The 26,102-nt window shown below is 61.7% G+C and carries 21 protein-coding genes and 2 tRNA genes; 9 read left to right on the forward strand and 14 right to left on the reverse strand.

Translation table 11 applies throughout. The features are described from left to right. Positions 1-18 precede the first annotated feature (18 nt). The 4 genes from IEX85_RS06670 to IEX85_RS06685 all read right to left on the reverse strand — a co-directional run bounded on the left by IEX85_RS06670 (position 19) and on the right by IEX85_RS06685 (position 4,913). Positions 19-1,365 (reverse strand): OprD family outer membrane porin, encoded by a 1,347-nt coding sequence (locus IEX85_RS06670; RefSeq protein ID WP_188859710.1) that lies wholly within the window; start codon positions 1,363-1,365, stop codon positions 19-21. Between the two features lie 322 nt (positions 1,366-1,687). Further along, positions 1,688-3,121, reverse strand: coding sequence for an amidohydrolase (locus IEX85_RS06675; RefSeq protein ID WP_188859712.1), 1,434 nt, complete (start codon positions 3,119-3,121; stop codon positions 1,688-1,690). A gap of 96 nt (positions 3,122-3,217) precedes the next feature. Then, positions 3,218-4,708: a sodium:solute symporter family protein gene (locus IEX85_RS06680; protein WP_188859713.1), complete on the reverse strand. Its 1,491-nt coding sequence runs from the start codon at positions 4,706-4,708 to the stop codon at positions 3,218-3,220. Next, positions 4,701-4,913, reverse strand: a complete 213-nt coding sequence (locus IEX85_RS06685; RefSeq protein ID WP_188859715.1) for a DUF3311 domain-containing protein — start codon at positions 4,911-4,913, stop codon at positions 4,701-4,703. The genes IEX85_RS06680 and IEX85_RS06685 overlap by 8 nt, the downstream gene beginning before the upstream one ends. Positions 4,914-5,240: 327 nt before the next feature. Between IEX85_RS06685 and IEX85_RS06690 the strand changes: the two genes are divergently transcribed. Then, the gene (locus IEX85_RS06690) at positions 5,241-6,152 is read left to right on the forward strand and encodes a LysR family transcriptional regulator (RefSeq protein ID WP_188859717.1); all 912 of its coding nucleotides are present in this window, start codon (positions 5,241-5,243) and stop codon (positions 6,150-6,152) included. Positions 6,153-6,297: 145 nt separating this feature from the next. Here IEX85_RS06690 and IEX85_RS06695 read toward each other — a convergent pair whose 3' ends face one another. Beyond that, complete coding sequence (locus IEX85_RS06695) at positions 6,298-7,977, reverse strand: arylsulfatase (protein ID WP_188859719.1); 1,680 nt, start codon at positions 7,975-7,977, stop codon at positions 6,298-6,300. Between the two features lie 282 nt (positions 7,978-8,259). Between IEX85_RS06695 and IEX85_RS06700 the strand changes: the two genes are divergently transcribed. Continuing rightward, the gene (locus tag IEX85_RS06700) at positions 8,260-8,505 is read left to right on the forward strand and encodes a hypothetical protein (protein ID WP_188859721.1); all 246 of its coding nucleotides are present in this window, start codon (positions 8,260-8,262) and stop codon (positions 8,503-8,505) included. Positions 8,506-8,595: 90 nt separating this feature from the next. On the opposite strand, the gene paaX is transcribed toward IEX85_RS06700, so the two are convergent. From paaX to IEX85_RS06720, 4 genes are all read right to left on the reverse strand, one after another. Then, entirely contained in the window at positions 8,596-9,525 is a 930-nt protein-coding gene (paaX, locus tag IEX85_RS06705; RefSeq protein WP_188859723.1) for a phenylacetic acid degradation operon negative regulatory protein PaaX, read from the reverse strand. Between the two features lie 213 nt (positions 9,526-9,738). Then, entirely contained in the window at positions 9,739-11,076 is a 1,338-nt protein-coding gene (qhpG, locus tag IEX85_RS06710; RefSeq protein ID WP_188859724.1) for a flavin-dependent monooxygenase QhpG, read from the reverse strand. A 194-nt stretch (positions 11,077-11,270) separates the two neighbouring features. Beyond that, positions 11,271-12,410: a glycerate kinase gene (locus IEX85_RS06715; protein ID WP_188859726.1), complete on the reverse strand. Its 1,140-nt coding sequence runs from the start codon at positions 12,408-12,410 to the stop codon at positions 11,271-11,273. Positions 12,411-12,540: 130 nt separating this feature from the next. Then, positions 12,541-13,686 (reverse strand): sugar diacid recognition domain-containing protein, encoded by a 1,146-nt coding sequence (locus IEX85_RS06720; protein WP_188859728.1) that lies wholly within the window; start codon positions 13,684-13,686, stop codon positions 12,541-12,543. Between the two features lie 184 nt (positions 13,687-13,870). On the opposite strand from IEX85_RS06720, the gene pyk reads away from it, so the two are divergent. The 4 genes from pyk (at position 13,871) to IEX85_RS06740 (ending at position 18,419) form a co-directional block, all read left to right on the forward strand. After that, positions 13,871-15,316 (forward strand): pyruvate kinase, encoded by a 1,446-nt coding sequence (pyk, locus tag IEX85_RS06725; protein ID WP_188859730.1) that lies wholly within the window; start codon positions 13,871-13,873, stop codon positions 15,314-15,316. A 64-nt stretch (positions 15,317-15,380) separates the two neighbouring features. Further along, positions 15,381-15,542 (forward strand): hypothetical protein, encoded by a 162-nt coding sequence (locus IEX85_RS06730; protein WP_188859732.1) that lies wholly within the window; start codon positions 15,381-15,383, stop codon positions 15,540-15,542. After that, on the forward strand, positions 15,539-16,834 hold the full coding sequence (gene eno, locus IEX85_RS06735) for a phosphopyruvate hydratase (protein WP_188859733.1): 1,296 nt from the start codon (positions 15,539-15,541) through the stop codon (positions 16,832-16,834). Before IEX85_RS06730 ends, eno begins: the two co-directional genes overlap by 4 nt. Positions 16,835-17,237: 403 nt before the next feature. After that, positions 17,238-18,419 (forward strand): acetyl-CoA C-acyltransferase family protein, encoded by a 1,182-nt coding sequence (locus IEX85_RS06740; protein WP_188859735.1) that lies wholly within the window; start codon positions 17,238-17,240, stop codon positions 18,417-18,419. 91 nt (positions 18,420-18,510) lie between these two features. Here IEX85_RS06740 and IEX85_RS06745 read toward each other — a convergent pair whose 3' ends face one another. Beyond that, positions 18,511-19,632, reverse strand: a complete 1,122-nt coding sequence (locus IEX85_RS06745) for a beta-ketoacyl-ACP synthase III (RefSeq protein WP_188859737.1) — start codon at positions 19,630-19,632, stop codon at positions 18,511-18,513. Positions 19,633-19,842: 210 nt separating this feature from the next. On the opposite strand from IEX85_RS06745, the gene IEX85_RS06750 reads away from it, so the two are divergent. Further along, positions 19,843-20,871, forward strand: coding sequence for an AraC family transcriptional regulator (locus IEX85_RS06750; RefSeq protein ID WP_188859739.1), 1,029 nt, complete (start codon positions 19,843-19,845; stop codon positions 20,869-20,871). 54 nt (positions 20,872-20,925) lie between these two features. Here the strand turns inward: IEX85_RS06750 and IEX85_RS06755 are convergent, their stop codons facing one another. The 3 genes from IEX85_RS06755 to IEX85_RS06765 all read right to left on the reverse strand — a co-directional run bounded on the left by IEX85_RS06755 (position 20,926) and on the right by IEX85_RS06765 (position 22,678). Further along, positions 20,926-21,711, reverse strand: coding sequence for a CLCA_X family protein (locus IEX85_RS06755; protein WP_188859741.1), 786 nt, complete (start codon positions 21,709-21,711; stop codon positions 20,926-20,928). A 69-nt stretch (positions 21,712-21,780) separates the two neighbouring features. Next, positions 21,781-21,857 (reverse strand) — tRNA-Val (locus IEX85_RS06760). Positions 21,858-21,997: 140 nt separating this feature from the next. Then, on the reverse strand, positions 21,998-22,678 hold the full coding sequence (locus IEX85_RS06765) for a dienelactone hydrolase family protein (protein ID WP_188859743.1): 681 nt from the start codon (positions 22,676-22,678) through the stop codon (positions 21,998-22,000). Positions 22,679-22,952: 274 nt separating this feature from the next. Here IEX85_RS06765 and IEX85_RS06770 point away from each other — a divergent pair, with 274 nt between their 5' ends. After that, positions 22,953-24,575, forward strand: coding sequence for an NADP-dependent glyceraldehyde-3-phosphate dehydrogenase (locus IEX85_RS06770; RefSeq protein ID WP_188859745.1), 1,623 nt, complete (start codon positions 22,953-22,955; stop codon positions 24,573-24,575). Between the two features lie 360 nt (positions 24,576-24,935). Here IEX85_RS06770 and IEX85_RS06775 read toward each other — a convergent pair. Beyond that, a tRNA-Val gene (locus IEX85_RS06775) sits at positions 24,936-25,012 on the reverse strand. Positions 25,013-25,220: 208 nt separating this feature from the next. Between IEX85_RS06775 and IEX85_RS06780 the strand changes: the two genes are divergently transcribed. Then, positions 25,221-26,099, forward strand: coding sequence for a DUF4922 domain-containing protein (locus IEX85_RS06780; RefSeq protein WP_188859748.1), 879 nt, complete (start codon positions 25,221-25,223; stop codon positions 26,097-26,099). Positions 26,100-26,102: the final 3 nt, after the last annotated feature.

A 26,102-nucleotide genomic window follows, 5' to 3' on the forward strand; every position in this document is an offset into this window, starting at 1 on the left:
AGAATTCATGAAAATTCCTCAGAATTTTATGTCGTAATTAACGTAAATACGGTTCGCATCGTGCTGGGTGATGTTGTATCCGCTGAAGGTCCGGTTCACACCATCGGGGGTACCCTCGGTATCGTGGGTCACGCTCAGCCAGGCCAGGCTGAGGCCGTCGAGCTCGCCACTAAAGCGATACTGCAGGACACTCTGTGCTTCGTAACGGCGAAAACCGTCAAACCCTTCTGCACCGTCGGAATACGCCAGGTGCATATCCCAACGCATACCGGGCAGACCCCAGCGCGCAAAATCAGTGCCGGCCTTGAGCTTCCACATCGCCTCATCCTCGAGCGAGAAAGCGTAGAACAGGTCTGTGCCCCGGTAAGTGGCACCGTAATCCCGGCTGAACAGCGGGCGGTTAAAGTCGGCACCGGTGATCTTCGAGTGCAACAGACCCACGTAGTACCCGTCGCGCGAGTATGTGATACCGGCTTCCCAGTAACGCGCGTCATGGTCGTCGGTCTCAGGAAGAAAGCCGTTTATACCATCGTACTCAAACAGATCACCGTCGTCCTGTTCCCGGGCGCCCAACAGCTCGAGTTTGAGATTACCTTCAGCCACGGGCATTTTGTACTGAGCTTTGGCGACCTGTCGTTTGAGATAGTCTTCAGCGACAGCTTGCTCTGCAGCAAGATAGAGACCATTGTCAAAACTGTAATTGGCACCGTAGACCTGCACCGAGTCGATCTGCTGGCCCAGGAAGTTGGTCAGGTTACGCCCCCAGTAGTCATCATCACGCGGGCTCTGCTTATCGATTTCTGTATAGTAGAACTTCAGCGACCCTACATGAGCATCCAGGTCGTAGCCTACGGTGCCGGAGGGCAATATGCGCGACTGGGAATCCTGGAGGAGCATGCGGTGGCGCTGTTTCTGACCCAAGCTCATGTCCAGACCGATTTTTTCGTCGCCCACTTTGGCTTTAAGGAAAGCCTGGGTGGTGCCGGCCAGGCCGTCCGGATGGGTGGGGTCCGCGGGGTTGTACTTCAGGTTACTGGTGTTGCTGATGTTATCGCCGATATACAGGTCGTCGGCCATACCGAAGCTGTAATCGAAACCGATAAAATCAAAAAGATAGCCCGAGCTGTAATCAGCGCGCAGTGCATGTACCCACTCATCGCGGTCGTTGCCCGCATACCCGGCTTCCCCGGATTCTTTCCAGTAAAACTGGCTGTAGCGGAGCTTAAATTTACTGTCAGTGACCAGACTCTCAATTACGGCGCTTGCCGAATCCTGTACAACACTGCCCAATGGAGCCGCGGCCACCGTACCTGAAAAGATCAGCGGTAGTAATACAGGCAACGAGGACCATACTCGAAACTTCATGCTTTATTAACCTTCAATCTTAGTAATTAGAATAATGAGGGGCAATAAAAGAACAGCGATCCCGAATATAATTATTTTTAAATATTTCCAAATTTCGGAATTTAACTAACGTTCAGGCGCAGGCCAGCTCCAAACAAAAGCTCGGTATATGTAAAAACAGGTTTCTACATTTACTACGGGGTTATTAGGCGTAACGCAGAAGACTGTTCAATACTGTCCTCTTTCCAGCTACCCGTATTTTATTTTGCTCGCAGCGGCCGCTACCCAACAGGTCTTGATTGGAATCGGCGCCCCACAGAAGGAGCGCCGAACCAGAGCTTGGTTAGTCTTTGCCGAGGCTATCGGCAATGCAGCCGCAGGAACCGCCGCCCGCCTGCGCGTAGCGCTGACGAATGATCGGGTGGGCCTCTGCCGTGCACATGCTCTGATAGGGCTTGCCGCCGGTACGTTCCTTGAACTCAGCAGTGGCTGCTTCCAGCAGGTCCGGGTCGGTCAGCAGGTCGAGACCGGTGGCCGCCAGTACCTGAGCCGCTTTGATTGCGGCCTTGTGGCCCAGGGTCGTCCCGTTGGAGGCGGTGGCGCCCCAGTGGTGCGGTTGCACGTGAAGCGGCCAGGACGCGACCAAAACACCCATGGTTGGAGTGATGTAGCTGATATCGCCCACATCGGTTGAACCGCCCATGCTGGCACCACGGAAATCGGGCGCCATATCGGTAGCCATGCCGTCTTCCGGGTAGCCGGCTTCACGCTGCAGGGTACGGGCAAAAGCCTGCTCTTCTTCGGTCCACTCCGGCACCTGGAAACTTTCGAGATGGGCATACACCCGATCAGACAGCACCTGGTTCGGCAGCACGTCGTAGCAGGCCGCCATATCGACGACTTCGACCTCGGTCTGGGTCATCAGTGCAGCCCCTTTGGCGATGTCCCGGATCCAGGCAACGTTCTTCTGCACGTCGGCGGCGTTGGGACCACGGTAGCGGAAGACAATGCTGGCCTTGTCCGGAATCACGTTGACCGCGCTACCACCATTCTCGACGTAGTAGTGCATGCGTGCTTCCGGCACGATGTGCTCGCGCATGGTGTTGATGCCGTGAGCAAAGAGTTCGCTGGCGTGCAGCGCACTGCGCCCTTCCCAGGGGGCGGCGCCGGCGTGGGCGTTTTTGCCCTGCCACTCGAAACGCAGGTCCGCAGAAGCGACGGTGGCGATATTGAAGGTGGAGTTCATGTTCATCGGATGCCAGTGCAGACAGGCGTCGAGATCGTCGAACACGCCGGCCTTGGCCATGTAGTTCTTGCCGGCAAGCAGCTCCTCCGCCGGGCAGCCATAGACGCGCAGGGTCCCGGTGATGCCGGCGTTCTCCATACGGCGCTTCAGCGCTATGGCACCGCCGATGGCACCGGTACCAATCAAATTGTGGCCACAACCATGGCCGCTGGTGGTGCCGTCTTTACGCGGAGTCTGGCTCGGTACTGCCTCGTTGCCGAGGTCAGGCAGAGCATCGTATTCGGTGAGGATGCCGATCACCGGGCTGCCTGAACCAAAGGTGGCGACCCAGGAAGTATCGATTCCGGCAACGTTGCGCTCGGTGATCTCGAAGCCTTCGGATTCGATCCATTCAACCAGAGTGCGACTGCTCTTGAACTCTTCGAAGCCGACTTCGGCGTATTCCCAGACCTTATCGGCGTTACCGGTGATAGCCTCTTTCAGCTGATCGTCCAGTTCATTCCATTGCAGACCAATATTGAGAGTGTTCATTAAAGCTCCGTTTAAATATTGTGGTTGACCCGAACCCGGCGTCTCCGCCGGATTACACGGATCTAAAATCGATGAGTCGTGGTAATACTGTACCGATCAGGACTGCGCTTCTGGCACCTGGATGGGTGCGGAGGCAAATTCAGCAGTTTCCTCGGTTTCCGGCTTTTTTGATGCTGCGATCTGGAATACAGCCAGGATCACTGCGTTGGCTAACAGACCCCAGACTCCCGGATGCCAGCCGAACGGAGAGTCGATCGCAAACTGGAATACCAGGAACACGACACTACCCACTGCTGCGCCGGCCATAGCACTAGTACGCTTGAGGCTCGGGAAGAAGAGTGCGCCCAGAGTCATCGGCACCAGCTGCGCTATCAGGCCGAAGGCGCCCAGCAGCAGCAGCACCAGAGAGGATGGGTTCAGAAGAGCGACCACATAGGCAATTACAGATATTACGACAACGCTCCAGCGAGTGACCTTCACCGCGTCCGTGTCGCTGCTGTTACGCATAATGGTGGGGCCAAACACATCACGTGTCAGTACCACACCCGCAGTATGGGCCAGGTTAGCGCCGGTCGACATCGCCGCCGCCAAGGCACCGGAGAGCATCAGGCCGATAACCCAGGGAGAGAATTCAGCAACCTCGATAACGAGCTTCAGCAGTACTGTATCAGCACGATCCAGCGGAGTGTCGGCAAAGATCAAGATTCCGGCGAAGCCAATGAACATCAGGGGTATCAGCAGAGTGGCGTACAGCGGGTAGATCGCGCTGACACGGCGCAGTGACTTGCCACTGTCGGCGGTATAGAACTTGGTGAACATGTGAGGCCAGGTCCAACCACCGAAGCAGCTGATCAGGATGGCGGTAGTGAAGAAGCCCCAGCCCATGCCATTGGCACCCGGCATCGTCAGGTACTCCGGCGCCTGCTGCTGAATCTGGGTAAACATTTCGCTGACACCGCCGTAGAGACGATCCGGAATGGCAACACCCAGGAACCAGGCGATGGCAATCATCATCACGCCCTGCACCAGGTTGGTCCAGCCGATACCATTCAGGCCGCTGCAGAAGACATAAATCGTGGTCACGACCAGCGCTATAAGCGCGCCAAGCCAGAACGGCACCAGGCCATCGGTGGCAGCCGAAAACAGCAGACCCGCGCCGGCAATCTGAATAGTCAGATAAGGCACCGAAGCAGCTACCCCGACTACGCCCGCGAAAATGCCCAGAGGCTTGCTGGAGTAGTGGTCAGCCAGCATGTCGCCGTGGGTCAGGTATCCCCGCTTAACTCCGAGCTCACGGACACGAGGGCCCACCATCCAAAGCATGATTGGCACCAAGGACAGGTAGGCAAGGATGTAGAACGCCGGTGCGCCGTTTTTATAGGCCCAACCGGGAGCGCCAAGGAAGGCGAAGGCAGAAAATATCTCGGCACCGAGAATAAAGAACAGGACGACAACGCCGACGTGACGTCCACCGGCCGCATAGCCTTCGAGGCTTGAACTTTCCTGTGTGCGGGCCCGCAGACCAACCCAGAGCATGATTGCCATATACACCAGGGTGATGCCGGTGATGATAACCGAATTACTCATCGCGGTTACCTCCGTGGCGCACGTTGTAGGCGATCCAGGTACCGACGAACAGCAGACACATCCAGAGGATGTACCAAGCCATGAAGAAGGGTATGCCAAGTACGGTGGGTTCGATACGGTTTGCGATCAGGGCGCCCGGCCAGATCATGGCCAGGGTACAGACGAGGAAATGCAAACCAACCAAAAGGTTGTAGGTCTTGCTCATGGATCAGCTCCTAGACTCGCTTAAGATGAGGCTTTGGAACCGGCGAACAAGTCACATTGAACTCTGGCTCGCAGCGCGAACCGAAGCCTCACTGCGACTTATTCGCAGGTTCCCGGGTTTGAGTACTGTGCAATGGCAAGAATCAAATCCCGCTGCCGAGAGCGAGTTGCTGTTGTTTTTATTGTTCCGGAACGAGCCGGTTTGTTTTATCGTCCGGCCAACTGTCGGTGAAACAGGTTGTCCGGTGGTGCCGTTTCACTATGGAGTACCCAGGCCCATCGTAAAAATATATAATTTCTATCTTCTCAATACCTTTCCGGTATACCCATGGATTTTCGACAACTGCAGTACTTTGTCGCCGTCGTGGAGGAAGGCTCGGTTTCCGGCGCCAGCCGGCGGGTTCATGTCGCCCAGCCGGCGCTGACCCGCCAGATCAAGCTGCTGGAGGATTCCCTCGGCACGCAGCTGTTCACCCGCCATTCCCAGGGCATGCAGCTCACGATTACCGGACGGGCACTCTACGAGGATGCGCAGGACCTGCTGGATCAACGCCAGCAGGTGATCGCCCGGCTGGCGGCTCTGGACAACGGTCTGAGCGGCAAGCTGAGCCTCGGGATCACCGTGACTCATCTCTGGCTGCCCATGGTCGCAGAACTGCTGGGGGCCTACCGTAAACGCTATAACGGCGTTGCATTCGAGGTATTCCCGCTGCTGTCGGGTCCGCAGCTGGAGCGTTTGCAGCAGGGCAAACTCGACGCCGGCATTCTCTACCTGGACGATGAGGCACCGGCCGGGCTCTCGAGCCGCTTGCTGCACCGGGACAGCCTGATACTGGCCGTGCCGGAGTCATCACCGCTGGCCGAAGCAGCCCCCAACAGCCTCAGCGCACTGAACGACGAGGATTTCGTATGGGGCGCCCGCAGCGCCTCACCGGTCTACTACGACCGCGTTCTCTCACATCTTCATCGCCTGGGTTTCAACCCGCGGCCGGTTCAGTACGGGGCCGACAATATCGCCATTCTCAGCATGGTCGCAGCGGGCCTCGGCATGGCAGTCGTGCCGGCCTCCGCCGGCGAAAGCACGGTCATTCCCGGCGTACGGTACCTGCGCATGAAAGAGCTCGACGAATGCAGTATGCCACTCTGTTTCGCCTGGCGCTCCGATAACGACTCGCCGACCCTCGCCAATATGATCGCGCTGGTCGATGAGACGCTGTCTCTGGAGATGGACCGGAAGTGAAGTCGGTTTAGGAGAAAACGGATTGGAAAGGGGATCGACGGACCCGGACGGGTCCGCCGCAGTGCGACCGGGCAGCCTTTTCAACGTGGCCGGCGATGAGGTAACGGTGTTGGGTTTCGCACCTTCGGTGCTGTACCCAACCTACTTAATAACCGCTGACCTGGTCCGGCAGAATGACGTTGTTGTCGGCGGCGTACTGCTCCCAGAGGCCTTTCATTTCAGCGAGTTTTTCCGGTTCCTCGGCCGCCAGGTCGTGGCGTTCGGCCAGATCGGACTTGAGGTTGTAGAGGTTCCATTCACCCGTGCCCCAGGGCTCGGGCATATGCACCAGCTTCCAGTCGCCGGCACGGACGAAGCGCTTGCCGAACAGCTCGCCGCCAACGACGCGCTCGGGCATCTTGCCGCCCTGCGGCAGGGACGCGAAGGACAGGCCGGTCATGGGTTCGACTTCACGGTCCTTGTAGAGGGACCCCGGATGTTCGACGCCGGCCAGTTCGAGCAGCGTCGGTGTCACGTCGCGCACGGTGACCAGATCGTCGACGATCTCGCCCTTGCGCGCATCGCCCGGCATGCGCAGCATGGCCGGAACCCGGGTGCCGCCTTCGGTCGGGAAGCCTTTGTGCAGACGAAACGCCGGCGACGACACCTGCGCCCAGTTGGGACCGTAGAAGGTGTAGGAGCCAACGCGTCCCATCTGCTCGTAGCTGAAGTCGTGGGTCTCGTCGATCACCTTGCGGATCGCCGGGAACTGGTCGCCCGGCCAGGTTTCGTCGAGATCGTGCCCTTCGGGGCCGTTGTCCGAGATAAACAGCACCACGGTGTTGTCGTAAAGGTCATTGGCCTTGAGGTAGTCGATCAGGCGCCCGGTGTGAACGTCGATCTGATCGACCATCGCCGCGTAGACTTCCATCTGCCGCTTTTCGATTTTCTGCTGCTCGGGCGTCAGCTCGCTCCAGGCCTTGCCCTTGGGCGGCCGTTCGGCCCCTTCGGCGTCGGCCGGTATCAGCCCAAGCGCCTTCTGCTGTTCGAGTCTGCGCTCGAGGATAACATCGTAGCCTTCATCGTAACGGCCCTGGTATTTTTTCAGTGCGGCATCCGGCGCCTGCAGCGGCCAGTGCGGCGCAAAATAGGCCAGGTAGCCGAAGAAGGGCTTGCCGGAGTCCTTGTCGGCCTCGATGTAGTCGATCATCTGATCGACATAGAACTGCGTCGAATACTCGAAGTTATCGGGCAGGGTGTCGAGCAGGGTCATGCCTTCGCGGTACAGCGCCTTGGCATCCGGCGTCGGCGCGTAGGCCGGCTTCATGTCGTCGAAGTGACTGCCGCTGACCAGCAGTGCAAAGGACTTGTCGAAGCCGCGGGCCGCGGGGCTGGTCTCTTCGGTCTTACCGAGGTGCCACTTGCCGCTCAGGTAGGTTTCATAGCCCGAGTCCCTGAGCAGACTGGCAATACTGACCACGCGGTTGTTCAGGTAGCCCTCATAGCCCGGCTTGCCCTGCTGGTTCGGCGCCAGCTCCTCGGCCATGTTGCCAAGCCCGGCTTTGTGGGGATCGACACCGGTCAGCAACGCCGCCCGTGTTGGCGAGCAGGCGGGCTCGGCATGGAAGTTGGCAAAGCGCAAGCCGGCCCCGGCAAGGGCATCCAGATTCGGCGTATCGATCTCGCCGCCAAAGCTGCCGATATCCGCATAGCCCAGGTCGTCGGCTACAACGACCAGGATGTTGGGCCGTTCGGACTGGTCGCGGGTGGCCGCAGCCTGCACGGTCTGGGCGTAGGGAACGGCCAGCGCTATGCCAAGCGCCAGCGTGGAGAGGGGTTTCAGCATCAAGGTCGGATCTCCTGCTCGGCGGCTGAGGACGCCACCGTGTCTTTATTGTTATGCCGGACTGACGCCCTGTCGCAGGCGTCCACTCCGATGGAAGGACCCAGTGTAGCCACCTGACCCGGGCGGATAATGAACGCAGGCGGAACAACTGTATTGCCACACAGGAAGCAATCGAGGTCGAGGCATATTCCGCACCTGCGTGAAGACGGGGCTACACTCAATAAGCCCGCCGGGAAAGCTGTCCGGTCGACAGGCATTTACCCCAAGCAAAAGGAGACGACAGTGGCTTACGAAACAATCGACGGTAGCAAATATGAAAAGGAATTGCTGGACCTGGCGCGCAAGCATACAACCGGCCAGGGCGAGGAAAAGTTATCGAAGGACGAGGTGGCGGATCTGTTCAAATCCGCCCGCGACGGGACCAGCGTGACCGAAATCGAGAAAAACACCCTCGCCTACATTCGTCAGACCTTTACCTTCACAGACGCTGCAGCACGGGATTTCGACGACGCTTTCAGCAAGCTCTGAGCCCGGATCCCTACCGCAGGCGACACCCTTTACTGTCGCCTGCCCCTTTACGGGTTACGGGTTACGGGTTACGCAAGATAACGGTATAAATCAGACCTTCAAACCGCCAAAGCGTTTGTAGAAGGCGGGCGTCGGCTCCGGCAACGGTCCTTCGGCGGTTTCCATGCTTTCGCCGATGTAGACTTCCGAAGGTCCGCACACGAGGCTGTAGAGATTGCGGCAAAGCTGCCGCGCCGCCACCCCGCTCCAGTCCGGCGGCAGCAGCTCCGCCGGCAGCTGCGGATCGCGCAGCAACAGCTTGCGATATTCGTGAATCATCAGTGTGCGGGCAATGAAACACTCCTGCGGATCCAGGCTGTCCTTGTTCTTCAACTCCTGCCAGACGGGCCTGAAGCGGTCGAGGAACTGGCGATAACTGTCGGATATCTGGTCGAGGTTCCAGCATTCGCGCGACTGCTCGCGCAGTGCCCGGGACGAGCTGGTCTCGTTCTGGCGGGTTTCGAACAGGATACTGCCGTCCAGCGCGTCCAGCTCCTGCAGCGTATTGCGCAGCTCCAGCATATCGTAGTTGGGGGCGGCCATCAGCGTCGGCGAAAAGGCGCCAAAGCCCATCCACTGCAACTCGTCCCGCACTTCCTGGCGTTTCTCGGTGGGCAGCTGCGACAGTACCACCAGGCACCAACTGCCGTCCCACTCCGGCAGAACCGGTGCATAGATACGCTTGAACGCCTTGTCGAAACGGCGCCGCCCCTGGGACGTTACACTGTAGTAGGCGCGCCGTCCCACCTGCTCCGCCGACAGCCAGTTCTCTTCCTTGCTGAGACGAAACACCGATGTACGAACCAGCCGCTGATTGAGGCCAAGGGACTCCAGCACCTGGATCAGGCTACCGAGCCAGACCGTTCCGCCGCGGGGCGCGATGGCGTCGCCGAAGATGGTAATGATCAGGGAGCCGGCACGAATCGGCCGTTGCTGGCAAAACTGACGGACAAGCTCGTTCAGATGACTGGAACTGCTCATGGGCGCGGGGAATCCATCCAGATGGAAAGTCTGGCGCTAATTTTATAGAGCCGGTTGTGCGGATGCAAAACAGCGGTTTCCGATACCGGGACGGCGGTCTGTACCTGGGAGCGCCGCCCCGGTTCGAACAGGAATGCTCCGGCGTAGATACTAACGTTTCAGGAAGTAACGGCCGTGCCAACTTTGTTCGCTGCGGGGCGCAGCTCCCACGGGTCAGATCCAGCCCTGGTGCCGAATCCACATCAGCAGTTGCGGTGCCAGTGCCTTTTTCTCGCCCAGCACGGCGGCCAGCAGGTGCTCCGGATTCTCGCCGGGGCGAGCGCTGCGCAGTGCGCGCAGCAGCGGTGCCAGCGGTAGCCCCTGCAGGTGCCAGATGCCGAGCGGCTGGTCGGGTGTCACCACCACCTCGGCCTCGCGAATGAGATCGTTCTCCACCACAGGACGGCGGGCGATGCTGACGTCCCGGGGCTTGACCGCCTGATGAATCGGGGCCTGGTCGGGCCAGTCCCGGCGTCGACGCCAGAACGGCTCCTCTGCGAACAGGGTTTCCTGGGCGTAGAAATCCCGGCCGATGCGGGCGAAGCGGAAAAACAGTTCCTCGATACGGGCGCGATGAAAGGCCCGGGCCAGACCGGCGCGCTGCGGTTGTTGCAAAAGCGTATTGATCACCGCCGGCGCCTGCATTGCGCTCGACAATGACTGGAATATGCCGTTGCCCGACAACGGATCCACCGCCATCGCCGCGTCGCCGACGCGAATCCAGTCTGCCCCCACCGGCTCCCGGCACAGCGTCGGTGTGCTGGTGCGGGCGTGCAGTTCGCCGGTCGGCTCTGCGCCATCGATAAAGGGCGCCGCCATTTCGAGTGGCCGGATACGGCTGTTGCAGTGCTCGACCAGCCGATCCTTCGGCGGCAGGTCGGCACTGGCAACGTCGAGGGTCAGCTGCAGGTAGCGCCGCCCGTCAGCGGTGGCGGCCATCCAGGCCCAGCCATCGGCACAGCTCTGGACCGCGGTGCGCGGCGTCATCTCGGGCCCCGCCCAGTACTGCAGCAGGCTCAGGGTCTCGGGCCCGCGCAGGCGCTCGAGTCCGCTGCCCGGCGCCGCGCGGCCACGCGCCTCGACGAGAAAAATGCCCTGCAAAGTACGACTTCCGCTATCGGCCACGACCTCGACCCGGTAGCCATCGTCACCGCGTGTCACCCCGCGGACACGGCCCGACACCAATTCGACGCCGTTGCGTTCAAGATCGATCAGGACGCCGCGATCGAACTCGCTCCGTATCACCAGCCTTTCGGTATTGGCGGCGCTGCTCTCGCCGCTCCAGTGGACGCTGCGCGGAGTCGGCGCGGGCAGCGATTTCAGCGCGGCGTCGAAGCCGGCTCCGCGCAGACCGTCCACCACCCGCTCTGAAATCCCTTCTACCGCGGCGAAAGGCCGCGGCTCACTGATGACGCACACCGAATAGCCGATGCGACGCAGTCCGAGCGCAACCGCTCCACCGGCGGGTCCAGCGCCCAGCACCAGTATCTTGCCAGCCTGGCTTGTATCCATCCGTCCTCCCGAAACGATTTGCAGTGCCGGTCTAAAAAGGACCACATGGTACTCCTGCCGCTGGCAGGTACAAGGAGCTGCGATGGATTTTATGCTGCAGCGCACAAATCAATCGTTACAACCGGTGCAAACCACATTGTGAAAAGGTCCGTCCATTAAGGAACCGGGGGAGAGCGATAAGTTCCGGGCTGGCATCAACGCCGCTCGGCCAGTTTCCAGACGGCGGCGATATTGCGCGCGCTGCGAAACAGGTTATCGGACGCGGATTCCAGCGCCTCGGGCAGCGTGACGATACCGGGAACGATGCTGAACAGCGCGTCGATACCGAAATCGTGAACGCAGTCGGAGTCGGCCGAGACCGAACCCGCCAGCGCGATCACCGGAATGCCCTGCAGGCGTGCTCGCCGGCTGACGCCAACCGGCGTCTTGCCGCGCACGGTCTGGCTGTCGATCCGGCCCTCACCGGTGATCACCAGGTCGACGCCGTCGAGCTTGCGATCGATATCGACGGCATCGAGCACGATGTCGATACCCGGCTTGAGACGCGCGTCGAAGAAGGCGAGAAAGGCACCGCCCAGCCCGCCGGCCGCGCCGGCCCCGGGGATATCGTTGATCGCCTTGCCATTGGTCTTTTCCACCACGCGGGCGAAATTGGCCAGACAGGCGTCGAGTTTCCTGACCATTTCAGGATCGGCGCCCTTCTGCGGGCCGAATACCGCCGAAGCGCCGTTTTCGCCGGTCAACGGATTGTCGACGTCACAGGCGACTTCGAAACGGGTCTCGGCAAGACGGGGGTCAAGCCCCTCGAGATCGATCCGCGCCAGGCGCTCGAGCCCGCCGCCTCCTTGCGGGATTTCCTGTCCTTCCCCGTCGAGCAGGCGGGCACCCAGCGCCTGCAGCAGGCCAGCTCCGGCGTCGTTGGTGGCGCTGCCCCCGAGGCCAACGATGATATGTCGCGCTCCCTTGTCCAGCGCAGCCCGAATCAGCTCGCCCGTTCCGCGACTGGTCGCCAGCCAGGGGTTACGATCCGCGGCAGGCACGCGGTCCAGGCCGGAGGCTGCCGCCGATTCGATCACCGCGGTTTCACCATCGCCAAGGCGCCCCCAGACGGCGTCGAGCTCGGTTCCCAGGGGCCCGGTCACCCGATCGGTGTAGGACTCGCCTCCGGTGGCCGCCACCAGCGCCTCGGTGGTTCCCTCGCCACCATCCGCGACCGGGACCAGTACCAGCTCGGCGTCCGGGTAGATCGCCTGGAAGCCCTGACCGATGGCGCTGGCGGCCTGCTCGGCGCTCAGGCTTTCCTTGAACGAGTCGGGTGCGATCAGGATTTTCATGGTCGTTTTTCCGTTTTTGTCTGTTTCGGCAATAGTGGCACAGCCCCGGGGTCATCGCTTTATTCCGGGCGACAAATGAGTTTCGGCCGACAGCCAGAAGTTTTGGTCATTTGCACAAAAACATGAAAACTCAGTCGTCCCGCCGGCGCAGACCGTCGAGCCGCTTCGCCACCACCAGCTGCAGCAGGTCATCGGGCCTGTTCAGATCCAGCGCCAGCGCCGTGGCGAGCTTGTCGAGCCGGTAGCGAAGCGTATTGCGGTGAATGTGCAGGCGCTCGCTGGTGCGGCCGAAATCGAGCTGCTCCTCGAGGTAAACATTGAGAGTCTTCTCCAGCACACCCTGGCGGTCCTGACCCCGCAGCCGCTCGAGGACCTGCACCAGCCGGGCGCCCGCCCAGCTGTCTCGCGCCTCGAACAGCAGCAGGTCGAGCGCCATATCGCCGGCCTCGCAATAACGCAGTTCGGGCGATCGCCGCGCGGCCACGTCCAGAGCCCGGACAGCGAGCTGGTAGGAACCCGACAAACCATCGGCACCGGGCAGGTAGTCGCCAACCGCCAGCCGCACGGCGTCGCCGAACGGCCGGCATTCGGACACCAGCAGTCGCCTGAGGCGCTGCCGGTCCCAGCCTGCGCCCTGCTCGAGCCTGACCGGATACAGCAGCACCAGCTGGCGCGCAGACAGCATCGCGCCCAGTACCTCGCCCTGCCCGGCCTCCCGCTCCGCGAGCCAGCGCTGCAACTGCGCCGGTGACTGCGCACCGGCATCAGCGGTCAGCTCCAGCACCACCGCCACCCGAGGTACGCGAAGGTCCAGCCCAAGCCGGGCGACCCGGTCCTCGAACAGCGAATCGCGCCGCCCTCCTTCTATCAACCGCAGAACCACCGCCTCGCGCTGGCGCCTATCCCACTGTACCTGGGCCGTCAGCGCCGCCTGCTCGACCACCAGCTCCGCCGTCATTACCACCAGATCGGCGAACCGGCGCACCTCTTCCGGATCACCGGTAATACCGACCACACCGACGATCTCTCCCTGACTGAAGATCGGCAGATTGACACCGCCGCGTACGCCACGCAGCTTGCCTTCCTGACCGTGTTCAATATCGACTTCGCCATGGCTGCTGAGCACGTTCAGCGCTCCCTCGTGCAACTGCTCCAGACGCGCCGGGTCGCCGGAGCCGATGATCACCCCCTGATGATCCATGACGTTGACGTTGCAGCCGGTGATCTTCATCGCCCGGTCGACGATTTTCTGCGCCATGTGGTGATCGATGTACATCTGCAACTCCTCAGTCGATACAACCCCATCTTGCCGCACGCAGGACTCGCGCGAAAGCCCACTTTTGTACTCCTGCACAAAAAAGAACGGCAACGGAGGCCTATTTTCTGTCCCGGGGCCGAGGCTGCCAAGGGCAGGAAAGCCGATAATCGCCGTATCAATTTTTATCGGACCAGGTGCTGAAATGAGAAGAACCAAGATAGTCGCCACCCTTGGACCCGCCAGCGAAAGCCCGGCGCAGATCGCCCGCCTGATCGAGGCCGGCGTCGACGTCGTGCGACTCAACTTTTCCCACGGCTCGATCGAGGAACACAGCGAGCGCGCCCGCCTCGTTCGCGAAGCCGCCCAGGCCCGGGGACGGCACGTTGCCATCCTCGGCGACCTGCAGGGACCCAAGATCCGTATCGCGCGTTTTCGCGACGGCAAGATCAGGCTCGAGGTTGGCGACCGCTTCATCCTGGATGCCGAACTGCCGCGCGACGAGGGTACGGTCGAGCGGGTCGGTCTCGACTACAAGGCGCTGGCCCGCGACTGCGCGCCCGGCGATATCCTGCTGCTCGATGATGGCCGCATCGTGCTGAAAGTGGACCAAATCCGCGGCGCCGAGGTGTTCTGCACCGTAACGGTGGGCGGCACCCTTTCGAACAACAAGGGCATCAACCGCCAGGGGGGCGGTCTCTCGGCCGACGCCCTGACCGAAAAGGACAAGCGCGATATCGAGGCGGCGCAGCAGATCGACGTCGACTATCTGGCCGTTTCCTTCCCCCGCAGCGGCGACGATATCCGTTACGCCCGGGAACTGCTGACGGCTGCCGGCGGCAAGGCCGGGATCATCGCCAAGATCGAGCGCGCGGAAGCGGTCAGCAGTACCGAAGCGCTGGACGGCATCATCGACGCGTCCGACGGCGTGATGGTCGCGCGCGGCGACCTCGGCGTCGAGATCGGGGACGCCGAGCTGATCGGCGTGCAGAAACAGATCATCGAGCGCGCGCGCAAGCGCAACAAGGTCGTGATCACCGCCACCCAGATGATGGAGTCGATGATCACCAGCCCGATGCCAACCCGCGCCGAGGTCTCCGACGTTGCCAACGCGGTTCTCGACGGTACCGACGCGGTCATGCTGTCGGCCGAAACCGCGGCGGGCGAATATCCGGTCGAAGCGGTCGAAGCCATGGTCCGGGTCATCGGCGGCGCCGAGAAGCATCCTCGCCTGCGCAGCTCGCGTCATCGCATGGACCAGACCTTCAGCCGCATGGACGAAACCATTGGCCTTGCGGCCATGTACGCCGCCAATCACCTCGAGGGCGTCAAGGCGCTGCTCTGCATGACCGAGACCGGCGCCACCCCGCTGCTGATGTCGCGGATGAGCTCGGGTCTGCCGATCTTCGCGCTGAGCCCCTGGACCGACACGCTGAACCGCACGGCACTGTACCGCGGCGTCTGCCCGCTGCAGTTCGACGCCAGCGAAATCCCCAGCCAGACGGTCAACCAGCGCGCAGTGGACCAGCTGCGCGATCTCGGCGAAGTGAAGGACGGTGACCTGGTGGTGATTACCAAGGGCGACTACCTCAATGTGCACGGCGGCACCAATACCCTGAAAATCGTGCGCGTTGGCGATGAGGTACGGTGAGACGTAACAGGTGACGTGCTACGCGTCACGCGTCACGCGAATCCAATAACAAGAGGACGCCTCCATGCAGAAAGATCCCCGCATCAGCCCGGAATCAACACCGCCCGAATGGCCACAGGGCTTCGATATCCGCGCCGAGCACGCCGAACAACAGGAACTTCTTCAGCACCCTGCGCCGACCGGCGCCGGCCGTCCACAATTGACGAGAGGGACAACAGAGCAATGAGCAAGATTCAGGATATCCGCGCCCGTGAAGTGCTCGATTCTCGCGGCAACCCGACCGTCGAAGCCGACGTCATCCTGGCGTCCGGCGTGGTTGGCAGCGCCTGCGCCCCGTCCGGCGCATCGACCGGCTCGCGCGAAGCCCTCGAGCTGCGTGATGGCGACAAGTCCCGCTACCTCGGCAAGGGCGTGCTGAAGGCGGTCGCCGCCGTCAACGGCCCGATCCGCGATGCCCTGGTGGGCATGGACGCCGCCGACCAGCGCGCACTCGACAACAGGATGCTCGAACTCGACGGCACCGAGAACAAGTCCAGCTTCGGCGCCAACGCCATTCTGGCGGTCTCGCTGGCCGCCGCCAAGGCTGCCGCCACCGAGAAGGGTATCCCGCTGTACGCGCATATTGCCGAGCTGAACGGCACCCCGGGTGCGTACTCGATGCCGGTGCCGATGATGAACATCCTCAACGGCGGCGAGCACGCCGACAACAACGTCGACATCCAGGAATTCATGGTGCAGCCGGTCGGTTCACCGTCCTTCAAGGAAGCCCTGCGCTGCGGCGCGCAAGTTTTCCACGCGCTGAAAGCCGTGCTCCAGGCCAAGGGTCTGAACACCGCGGTTGGCGACGAAGGCGGCTTCGCACCGAACCTGGGTTCCAATGAAGAAGCCCTGGTCGTGATCCGTGAAGCGGTCGAGAAGGCCGGTTACGCCCTCGGTAAAGACGTCACCCTGGCGCTCGACTGCGCGGCGTCCGAGTTCTACAAGGACGGCAAGTACATTCTTTCGGGCGAAGGCAAGGTCTTCGACGCCGAAGGTTTCAGCGACTTCCTGGCACATCTCACCGAAACCTACCCGATCGTGTCCATCGAAGACGGTCTGGACGAGTCCGACTGGGCTGGCTGGGCCTACCTGACCGGCAAGATCGGCAACAGGGTACAGCTGGTCGGCGATGACCTCTTCGTCACCAACACCAGGATCCTGAGCGAAGGTATCGAGAAGGGCATCGGCAACTCCATCCTGATCAAGTTCAACCAGATCGGCTCGCTGTCCGAGACCCTGGATGCGATCAAGATGGCCAAGGATGCCGGCTACACCGCGGTGATCTCGCACCGCTCCGGCGAGACCGAGGACACCACCATCGCGGACCTGGCCGTCGGCACCGCGGCGGGCCAGATCAAGACCGGCTCCCTGTGCCGTTCCGACCGCGTCGCCAAGTACAACCGCCTGCTGCGCATCGAGGAGGAGCTCGGCGACAGGGCCCCCTACCCCGGACTTGCTGCGATCAACGCAACCGCCTGACACGCCTGGCCGCCCCTTTGCGGTGCGGCCATACTCACATGTACAGCGCAGCACTAATGCTGACAGCCGCTCTGTTGGCTACCACGGTCGTGCCGGCCAACGAGCAGGATGCGCCATCCGACTAGCCGCTGGCGCCCAGGACCTGCGAGCCCCTACAACGGAAGTTGTAGGGGCTTTGTCATGCAAAAGCGTTATGATCGAAAGTTCCGGTTTTGTGATGTTCGACCCGCGACCGCCCCGGTAAACCAGAGCAAAGCATCGCCCCCGTAGCTGAACGGTTACGCCTGCGCGAGCCATGCCGGCGCCACCGGATGATCGCCGGCCCAGGCCCGGCAATCATGCGCCCGGGTCGATCGACGTTAGCGAAATGCCGGCTACAAGACTACAACTGGAGATGCGAACCATGAGTCATGACGTCGTTGTATTGAGTGCCGCCCGATCCGCCATCGGAACCTTCGGTGGCGGCCTCAGCCAGATCGAGCCGGCCGAGCTCGCCGGCCAGGTGATGAAAGCCGCCGTCGAACGCTCGACGGTAGACCCGCAGCAGATCAACTACGTGACCGCCGGTCACTGCATTCCCACCGACTCGCGCTACGCCTACGTTGCACGCGTCGCCTCGATCCAGGCCGGCCTGCCGATGGAATCCGTGGCGATGGCGGTCAACCGCCTGTGCAGCTCAGGCCTGCAGGCGATCGTCTCGACTTCACAGTCGATCATGCTCGGCGATTGCGAATACGGCATCGGCGGCGGTGTCGAGGTCATGTCACGCGCAGGGTATCTGTCACCGGCGATGCGTTCCGGCGCACGCATGGGCGACACTTCGATGATCGACATGATGGTCGCGGCCCTCAACGATCCGTTCGGCGTCGGGCACATGGGCATCACCGCCGAGAACCTGGCGGAAAAATGGAACCTGAGCCGCGAGGAACAGGACGCATTCGCCGTCGAATCCCACCGCCGCGCGGCGCTGGCAATCGAAGAGGGTCGCTTCAAGTCGCAGATCGTGCCGGTCACCCTCAAAACCCGCAAGGGCGACGTCACCTTCGAGACCGACGAACACGTCAAACCGGGCACCAGCCTCGGAACCCTGGCGAAGATGCGCCCGGCGTTCAAGAAGGACGGCACCGTGACCGCAGGCAATGCCTCCGGCATCAACGACGGCGCCGCCTTCATGGTGCTGGCCAATGCCGAGACGGCAGCGAAGGCCGGCCAGACCCCTATAGCACGTCTGGTCTCCTACGCCGTCGCCGGCGTGCCCAACCATATCATGGGAGAGGGCCCTATCCCGGCGTCACGCCTGGCGCTGAAAAAGGCCGGTCTCTCGCTGGATCAGATGGACGTGATCGAGTCCAACGAAGCCTTCGCGGCCCAGGCACTGGCAGTGGCCAAAGGACTGGAACTGGATCTCGAGAAAACCAACCCCAACGGCGGCGCCATCGCGCTGGGTCACCCGGTTGGCTGCTCCGGCGCCTTTATAGCGACCAAGGCCATCTACGAGCTGCAGCGCATCAATGGCAAGTACGCGCTGGTCACCATGTGCATCGGCGGTGGACAGGGAATCGCCGTAGTGTTCGAGCGACTCTGACAGCAAGGCACCCGTAGGGTGGGTTAGCGCCGCAAAGGCAGGGGGACCGGACCGGCACCGTGATCATGCGGCGCGTAACCCACCACACAAGTCAAAGGCGTTTTACGATCACGCTGCCGATGGAGTAACCGGCACCGAAGGAACAGATCACGCCGACGTCGCCACTTCTGAGGTCATCATGGTAGCGGTGGAAGGCAATGATCGAGCCGGCGGAACTGGTATTGGCGAACTCATCCAGAATGACCGGCGACTCGCTGGGGCTGAAGTCGCGACCCAGCACACGCTTGGCGATAAGGTCGTTCATGTTGATGTTGGCCTGGTGCAGCCACAAACGCTTGAGGTCTTCGACTTCAAGCCCCTGCGCTTCCCGGTGGCTGTTGATCTGCTCCGCCACCATCGGACAGACTTCCTTGAACACCTTGCGCCCTTCCTGACGGAACAGCTTGTCGCGCTTGCCGATACCGGACTCGTCGCAACGGTTGAGGAAGCCGAAATTGTTACGGATCGCGCTGGAAAAACGGGTTTGCAGACGGGTGCTGAGAATCTCGAAGGCACTGTCCACGCTACAGGTTTCCGGCGTTTCGATCACCACCGCCGTAGCCACGTCGCCAAAGATGAAATGACAGTCCCGGTCGCGCCACTCCAGGTGAGCCGAGGTGATTTCCGGGCTGACGACCACCATACAGCGAGCGGAACCGCTGCGCACGGCATCGGCGGCGGTCTGGATACCGAAGGTCGCCGACGAGCAGGCGACATTCAGGTCATAGGCGAAACCGCCCGCGCCGATGGCCTGCTGGATTTCGATGGCAACCGCCGGATAGGCGCGCTGCATGTTGGAACAGGCCACGATGATGCCGTCGACGTCGGCTGCGGTCTTGCCGGCCTTTTCCAGCGCCTCGCGCACCGCCGCCACACCGATTTCGGCCTGGATGCCCAATTCGTCGTCGGCCCGCTCCGGAATGATCGGTGCCATGCGCTCAGGATCCAGCACACCGCTCTTGTTGATCACATAGCGCGACTTGATACCCGACGCTTTCTCGATGAACTCGACGCTGGAAGGCGCCAGCGGCGACATTTCGCCGGACTCAATGGCTGCGGCGTTCGCCGCGTTGGTACGCTCGACGTACGCATTGAACGATTCGACCAGCTCTTCGTTACTGATGGCTTCCGCTGGGACGAACAACCCCGTGCCACTGATCACAACACGCTGCATAAAAACCTCGAAAAATAGGGGATTTTACCTAAACCTCTGCATTCTAGCAGGATGTTTGCAACAAAGCCCCTGCCGATCCGGAAATCCCCCCAAAGCGCGCCGTTGCCGACCTGGCGTAGCCGGACTGGCATATACCGCTGCGGATTGACGCCAGGTGAAACCTCTAACCATAATGCGCAGCTACATCCGGCCAGCAGTTGCAACTTGCCCATGCAGTCTCACCAATACGGAATCAGAAGCGGCACTCTACTCGGGTTCTCGGAACTCTGCCGCCAACACAAGCTAAACCCCCTGGAACTGCTGGCGCAGGAAGGCCTCTCGCCGGCAGTTCTGCGCTTCCAGGACCTCAAGATATCCCAGGAGCACCTTGCGCGCGTCCTGTCCCGCGCGACCGCCAAATCCGGCAATCCGCTATTTCCTTTGCTGCTGGCGCATGAGAACGCCATCGAAGCCCTGGGGCCGCTGGGTCTGCTGGCCTGTCAGTGCCCGACCATTGGCGACAGCCTGACGGCAATGCAGAAACACATGCATTTTCATGGCCAGGCAAATCAGGTCGAATTCAAGGTGGACGGCGACGAGGTAAAGCTGACGCTCGACATGTCGCTGGACAGCACCATCGATCTGATCCCGCACATCGAGCTGGCGATCGGGCGCGGCGTGAGACTGTTGCAGGCAATGCTGCAGAACAATCAGCCACTGACCTGCGCCTGCTTCAGACACTCGCCCAATACCGCTGTCGAAGAATACGAAAAGCTGCTGGGAGTGCCGGTCCATTTCGATCAGCCTGCCAATGCAATCATGTTTCCGGCCCGGTACCTGGAGCAGCAGCCGGCAGCGGCGTCCGACAGGGCCAGACGATACTTCGAAGCCTATCTGGCCCGCACCGGCCACGGGTACGAAAAGCCCCTCAGCCAACAGGTGCTGAGCCTGGTTCGCGAGCTGATCCCGACCGGCGATGCCTCGGCCACCACGGTGGCCCGGCTGCTGGGCATGCGCCCGCGAAGCCTGCAGCACCAGCTAAAGGCCACGCATTCCAGTTTCAGCAGTATCCTCAACGAGGCGCGATTCGATCTGGCGCGCGATGCCCTGACTCAGAGCGACGTATCGCTGACCGACCTTGCCCTGCAACTGGGATACTCGGAATTGAGCGCTTTTTCGCGCGCCTTCAAGCGCTGGAGCGGCTGCTCGCCACAGCAGTGGCGGGAACGGCAGGAGCGGGTCCCCGAACAGAGTCCCTGAAAGGCCTCTGACACACCCCGGTGAGGTGCCCGGTTGCGGTACAGGCCGGCCGTGCTAGCCGACGCGACTGAGTGCAGCACCAAGACTTCGAAAATAGTCGTAGAAGGCAGCATTGATGCGCTCGCGCTCCCCATCCTGCGGATAGAGGCCGGCGCGCGCCTCTTCGGAGGCGCGGGTGCCCTTGACCAGAAAATTGTTGCGAATACCGGCATCCTGCACGAAGGCTTCGAAAGCTCGGGCGCAGACTTCTTCCGGCTGGCTGTAGTAGAGGGTACCGAGGGATTTGTCCGTTTGCGCCGAGACCCGGAACAGCTCGCTCGGGCCCTCACCGCTGTCGTCGAGCAAAATGGCGCGAAAACAGCGCGACAGGCGATCGTTGAGCGGATGCGGGAGCGGCGTGGCGTCGTGCAGCCAGGCGCGGGAGGCAAAGAGGTTGCGCGGCGCGTCGCTGAAGGCCTTGTCGCACAGATAGTGGTCGAAGGCGTGGAACCATTCGTGGGCGATACTGCCTGGACCCGCGTTCTTGGCCAGCGAAAAACAGCGCTCCCTGGGATCGTAATGCGCCGAAACGCCCGGTCGTCCGCCGGTGCCGTACTGCAGCGACAGGGTACCGCGCAGCGATATCAGCACCTCGGGCCCGCCAAGAATCGTCATCAGATCCGCCAGAGCATCGTAGAACAGCCCGGCCGCCCGCTCCTGCTCCGCTTTCGTCACCCAGCGGCCGATGCGAATCGAGCGGAAATCGAAGCGCCGTCGAATATCGACGAAGCTCACGCCGGCGCCACCGCGATGATCGGGCCCCTGACGATAGAATCGACGATCGGAATCGGACTGGCTCAAGACAGACTCCCACGCGCACAACGAAAACAGCCGCTCGGCATGACCCGTAAGCGGCTGTTATCAGAAATCTGGTAGGACTGACTGGATTCGAACCAGCGACCCCCACCATGTCAAGGTGGTGCTCTAACCAACTGAGCTACAGTCCTGAAGAGCCGCGTATCATACGGATCCTGGGGCGTAATGCAAGTACCCAGGCGCAATTTTTTCGAAGCCCGCCCGGACTGCTCGATCGGCGCCAGCACTGGCAACCTTGAATGCGGGCCAGGGCTCAGCCGCAACACCCCCGCTACACAGCAGCGGCGACAAAGGCGCTGTCGAGCCAGTCCAGGGTACGCTGCCAGGCCAGCCTGGCGCTCTCCGGCTCATAGGCGCCGCGCTGATCGCAGTCGAAACCATGGCCCGCCGGATACAGATGGATCTCGCAGTCGGAACGCTGCTGGCGCACCTGCTCGACATCGGACAGCGGGATGGTGGCGTCCTGTTCGCCAAAGTGCATCAATGTCGGCACTCGGGGCGTCTCGTCGGCAAATTCGACGATACGACGACCGTAGTAGCAGACGGCGGCCGAGAAACGATCCAGACGCGTGGCACCGAGAAATGCCAGCGAACCGCCCATACAGAACCCGATCACCGCAACCGGCCCCGCATCCTGCACAGCGACAGCCGCCGCCTCGATATCGAGCAGCACCGCCGACCAGTCGAGTTCCAGCATCACGCCACGGGCCTTTTCGACATCCTCGGGCGTATAACCGGTTTCGAAATCCCGCACCTGCCGATCGAACAACGCCGGCGCTATGGCCACATAACCCTGCGCCGCGAGGCGGTCGCAGACACCGCGGATATAAGGATTGACCCCGAAGATCTCCTGCAGCACCACCACCGCACCGCGCACCTCTGCGGACGGATCGGCGCGATAGGCACCGAATTCGTGGCCGTCGGCAGCACTCAGCCTGACGTTATTTTCCATGTATGGACCTCCTGAGGATGTTTGCGTCTCGCCCTCAAGGCTGCCACGGCGCCCGCGAGCCCGCAACGGCATCACCACATGAGCCTCCATTTCCGGGCAGGAGTCAGGCTTTCCTGCGAAACCCTCTCCCCCACATGTGACCGCTTCTGAGAGCCGCCCCAGCCCCCATAAAATCATGCCATTGAAATATTATATTGGTAAATTTACGTAAATTTTATTAGATTCAATCGACAGATCACGCAACCCGCTCCACCATCCGCCCAGGAGACATACCATGAGCACAGATCTCGAACGACTCTTCCCGAACGCTTCCGAGATTCCGGACGCCTATCGCCTCGACGGTTCGCTGGAGCAGCGGGAATATCTCATCAACGGCGAACTGGTCGAATGGACCGGCGAGTTAGCACCGGTAAGAAGCCCGGTATGCCTGCGCCGGGACAACGGCGAACTGGAGCAGTGCCTGATTGGCAGCACCCCGCTACTGAACGCCGAAGCCGCACTGGGCGCCCTCGACTCGGCGGTGCGCGCCTATGACCTGGGACAGGGCGCCTGGCCCACGATGACGGTTTCAGAACGCATCCGCCATGTTGAAATATTTCTAAACAAGATGAAGCAACAGCGCGAAGCCGTCGTGCGCCTGCTGATGTGGGAAATCGGCAAGAACCTGCCGGATTCGGAGAAGGAATTCGATCGCACCTGCGACTATATTTCCGACACCATCAACGCCCTCAAGGCACTCGACCGCCGCTCCAGCCGCTTCGAGAACGAACAGGGCACACTTGGCCAGATCCGCCGCGTGCCACTGGGCGTTGCGCTTTGCATGGGCCCTTACAACTATCCGCTGAACGAGACCTTCACCACGCTGATCCCGGCACTGATCATGGGCAACACCGTGGTGTTCAAACCGGCCAAGTTCGGCGTGTTGCTGATCCGCCCGCTGCTCGAAGCTTTCCGCGACAGCTTTCCGCCAGGGGTGATCAACATCATCTACGGCCGCGGCCGCGACACCGTCAGCGCCCTGATGGAAAGCGGCAAGATCGATGTCTTCGCCTTCATTGGCACCAACAAGGGCGCCAGCGATCTGAAAAAACTGCACCCGCGGCCGCACCGCCTGCGCGCGGCTCTGGGCCTCGACGCCAAGAACCCGGGCATCGTGCTACCCGAGGTCGATCTCGACAATGCGGTCGAGGAATGCGTGACCGGCGCCCTGTCGTTCAACGGCCAGCGCTGCACCGCGCTCAAGATCCTGTTCGTTCACCGCAGCCAGGTCGACGACTTCCTCGCGCGCTTCAACGACAAGCTGGCGACGCTGAAAGCCGGCATGCCCTGGGAGCCCGGCGTCAAGCTGACCCCACTGCCGGAGCCCGGCAAGGCCGATTTCCTCACCACCATGGTCGAGGACGCCTGCAGCAAGGGCGCCCGCGTCGTCAACGAGGGCGGAGGCAGTACCGTCGGCACCTTCTTCTACCCGGCCCTGCTCTACCCGGTGAGCTCGCAGATGCGCATCTACAACGAGGAACAGTTCGGCCCCATCATTCCGGTCGTGCCGTATGACGACCTCGATGAAGTCATCGACTACATACGCACATCGGATTTCGGCCAGCAGGCGAGCCTGTTCGGCAGCGATCCGAAGCAGATGGCGCGGATGATCGACGCCTGCGCCAACCAGGTCGGCCGCATCAATCTCAACGCCCAGTGCCAGCGCGGCCCCGACACCTTCCCGTTCACGGGCCGCAAGAACTCGGCCGAGGGCACCCTGTCGGTCCACGACGCACTGCGGGTATTCTCGATCCGCACCCTGGTCGCTACCAAGGACAATGCTGCCAGCAAGGCGCTGGTGGGCAGCATCATTCGCGACCGCGAATCGAGCTTCCTTTCCACCGACTATATCTTCTGACGCCAGAAGCGACCGGCGCCGAGCCGGTCGCCTCCTACCGACCAGATTGCTCGACAGCCGCCAACCACGCCTCTTAAGATACGGACACCACTCCCGGGGACTTGTCGCTGGAGTACGATACCGAAAGCCAGCTCTACCGGGGCAACGCCCGCAGCGAATTCAGGCACCCCGGCTGCGGGGGACGACTGCTCGTTCACCCCAGCGAGGCACGTTTTAATGTACTTATCGAAAAGAGGCGCTACGACCGACACGGCGAACGACTGAGGGAATAACGGAAGACCTGGGCCCGGCCAGCAGCGAAATCGCCGCCCAACAAAAACGGCGGGCCGCTTTCGCTGACCCGCCGTTCCTGTAAGAATTTGGTAGGACTGACTGGATTCGAACCAGCGACCCCCACCATGTCAAGGTGGTGCTCTAACCAACTGAGCTACAGTCCTAAATAGTGCCAGGCATTTCACCTCGCCGCCTCTTCACGGTTGCGACGCTGTTTTGCGCCCCGTCCCGAACAGATGGTGCGTATTATAGAGATCCCGATTTCGAGCGCAACCCTTTTTCACAGTTTTTTTTCGATTTGATTCAGACACTTAGGGGCTGGCTACAACTGTACAGAAACAACGCGAAACGGCACCCGGGATGGAATTCAAGATGACCACAATCTGGCAGCAAGCGGCACGCACCCGCGCGGCGGCAATAGCCTGCGGCGCGCTGAAACCGATCGCGACCGAAAGCCTCGAAATCTGCGAGCACGGCATTCCCTTTGTCATCCGCGTACTCTCGAGCCTGCGCGACAAGTCGCAGGCGCTCGAGCGCTTGCACCAGGCCGCGGACCGGCACCACAACCCCTTTCTGACACCGGAGCCCGAGCTGCTGGTGTCCGAGGTGCCGCCGGCGCATCGCTGCATACTGAACAAGTTCTGCGTCATCGACCGGCACCTGCTGCTGGTCACCCGCGATTTCGAGCCGCAGTCGCGGGTGCTGAACCGGCAGGATTTCGCAGCACTCGCCACCTGCATGAGACAGGGGCCGGCGCTGGCTTTTTTCAACGGCGGACCGGATGCCGGCGCCAGCCAGCCGCACAAGCACCTGCAGATGCTGCCGCTCGACAAAACCGCGGCGCCGCCTTTCGGGCCGCTGCTGGACGACGCCGCGACCCGGGGCCTTGGGCAGGTTCCGCAGTTGCCCTTCCGCCACCGCCTGGTCGCGCTGCCGCAGAAGCTGCTGCAGGACACCACAGCGGCAGCCGAATGGCTGAACGGGCGCTACCGCTCGGCCCTCGACGCGCTGGGCATAGAGGTAAGCGCCGGCAGCGATGTGCGGCAAGCCTACAACCTGCTGCTGACGGCGCGCTGGATGCTGCTGGTACCGCGCCTTGGGGAGAAAAGCGGCGAGGTCTCGGTGAACGCCCTGGGATTCGTCGGCTGGCTGCTGGTGAAGCGGCGCAAACAGGCCGAATGCCTGCAGGCGCAGGGACTGATGGATACCCTGATTGCGGTCAGCGGATCAGGAGCCAACCGCAACGGGTAACCT

It is taken from the genome of Marinobacterium nitratireducens, assembly GCF_014645375.1.
Lineage (GTDB): Bacteria > Pseudomonadota > Gammaproteobacteria > Pseudomonadales > Balneatricaceae > Marinobacterium_A > Marinobacterium_A nitratireducens.

What these genes read in the sequence shown, in the direction of transcription:
- IEX85_RS06670 (WP_188859710.1), bottom strand. Translation starts at nt 1,365, where the DNA reads ATGAAGTTTCGAGTATGGTCCTCGTTGCCTGTATTACTACCGCTGATC.
- IEX85_RS06690 (WP_188859717.1), top strand. Translation starts at nt 5,241, where the DNA reads ATGGATTTTCGACAACTGCAGTACTTTGTCGCCGTCGTGGAGGAAGGC.
- IEX85_RS06780 (WP_188859748.1), top strand. Translation starts at nt 25,221, where the DNA reads ATGACCACAATCTGGCAGCAAGCGGCACGCACCCGCGCGGCGGCAATA.
- IEX85_RS06675 (WP_188859712.1), bottom strand. Translation starts at nt 3,121, where the DNA reads ATGAACACTCTCAATATTGGTCTGCAATGGAATGAACTGGACGATCAG.
- IEX85_RS06685 (WP_188859715.1), bottom strand. Translation starts at nt 4,913, where the DNA reads ATGAGCAAGACCTACAACCTTTTGGTTGGTTTGCATTTCCTCGTCTGT.
- paaX (WP_188859723.1), bottom strand. Translation starts at nt 9,525, where the DNA reads ATGAGCAGTTCCAGTCATCTGAACGAGCTTGTCCGTCAGTTTTGCCAG.
- IEX85_RS06720 (WP_188859728.1), bottom strand. Translation starts at nt 13,686, where the DNA reads ATGTACATCGATCACCACATGGCGCAGAAAATCGTCGACCGGGCGATG.
- IEX85_RS06765 (WP_188859743.1), bottom strand. Translation starts at nt 22,678, where the DNA reads ATGGAAAATAACGTCAGGCTGAGTGCTGCCGACGGCCACGAATTCGGT.
- qhpG (WP_188859724.1), bottom strand. Translation starts at nt 11,076, where the DNA reads ATGGATACAAGCCAGGCTGGCAAGATACTGGTGCTGGGCGCTGGACCC.
- IEX85_RS06740 (WP_188859735.1), top strand. Translation starts at nt 17,238, where the DNA reads ATGAGTCATGACGTCGTTGTATTGAGTGCCGCCCGATCCGCCATCGGA.
- IEX85_RS06695 (WP_188859719.1), bottom strand. Translation starts at nt 7,977, where the DNA reads ATGCTGAAACCCCTCTCCACGCTGGCGCTTGGCATAGCGCTGGCCGTT.
- IEX85_RS06745 (WP_188859737.1), bottom strand. Translation starts at nt 19,632, where the DNA reads ATGCAGCGTGTTGTGATCAGTGGCACGGGGTTGTTCGTCCCAGCGGAA.
- eno (WP_188859733.1), top strand. Translation starts at nt 15,539, where the DNA reads ATGAGCAAGATTCAGGATATCCGCGCCCGTGAAGTGCTCGATTCTCGC.
- IEX85_RS06680 (WP_188859713.1), bottom strand. Translation starts at nt 4,708, where the DNA reads ATGAGTAATTCGGTTATCATCACCGGCATCACCCTGGTGTATATGGCA.
- IEX85_RS06715 (WP_188859726.1), bottom strand. Translation starts at nt 12,410, where the DNA reads ATGAAAATCCTGATCGCACCCGACTCGTTCAAGGAAAGCCTGAGCGCC.
- pyk (WP_188859730.1), top strand. Translation starts at nt 13,871, where the DNA reads ATGAGAAGAACCAAGATAGTCGCCACCCTTGGACCCGCCAGCGAAAGC.
- IEX85_RS06750 (WP_188859739.1), top strand. Translation starts at nt 19,843, where the DNA reads ATGCAGTCTCACCAATACGGAATCAGAAGCGGCACTCTACTCGGGTTC.
- IEX85_RS06730 (WP_188859732.1), top strand. Translation starts at nt 15,381, where the DNA reads ATGCAGAAAGATCCCCGCATCAGCCCGGAATCAACACCGCCCGAATGG.
- IEX85_RS06770 (WP_188859745.1), top strand. Translation starts at nt 22,953, where the DNA reads ATGAGCACAGATCTCGAACGACTCTTCCCGAACGCTTCCGAGATTCCG.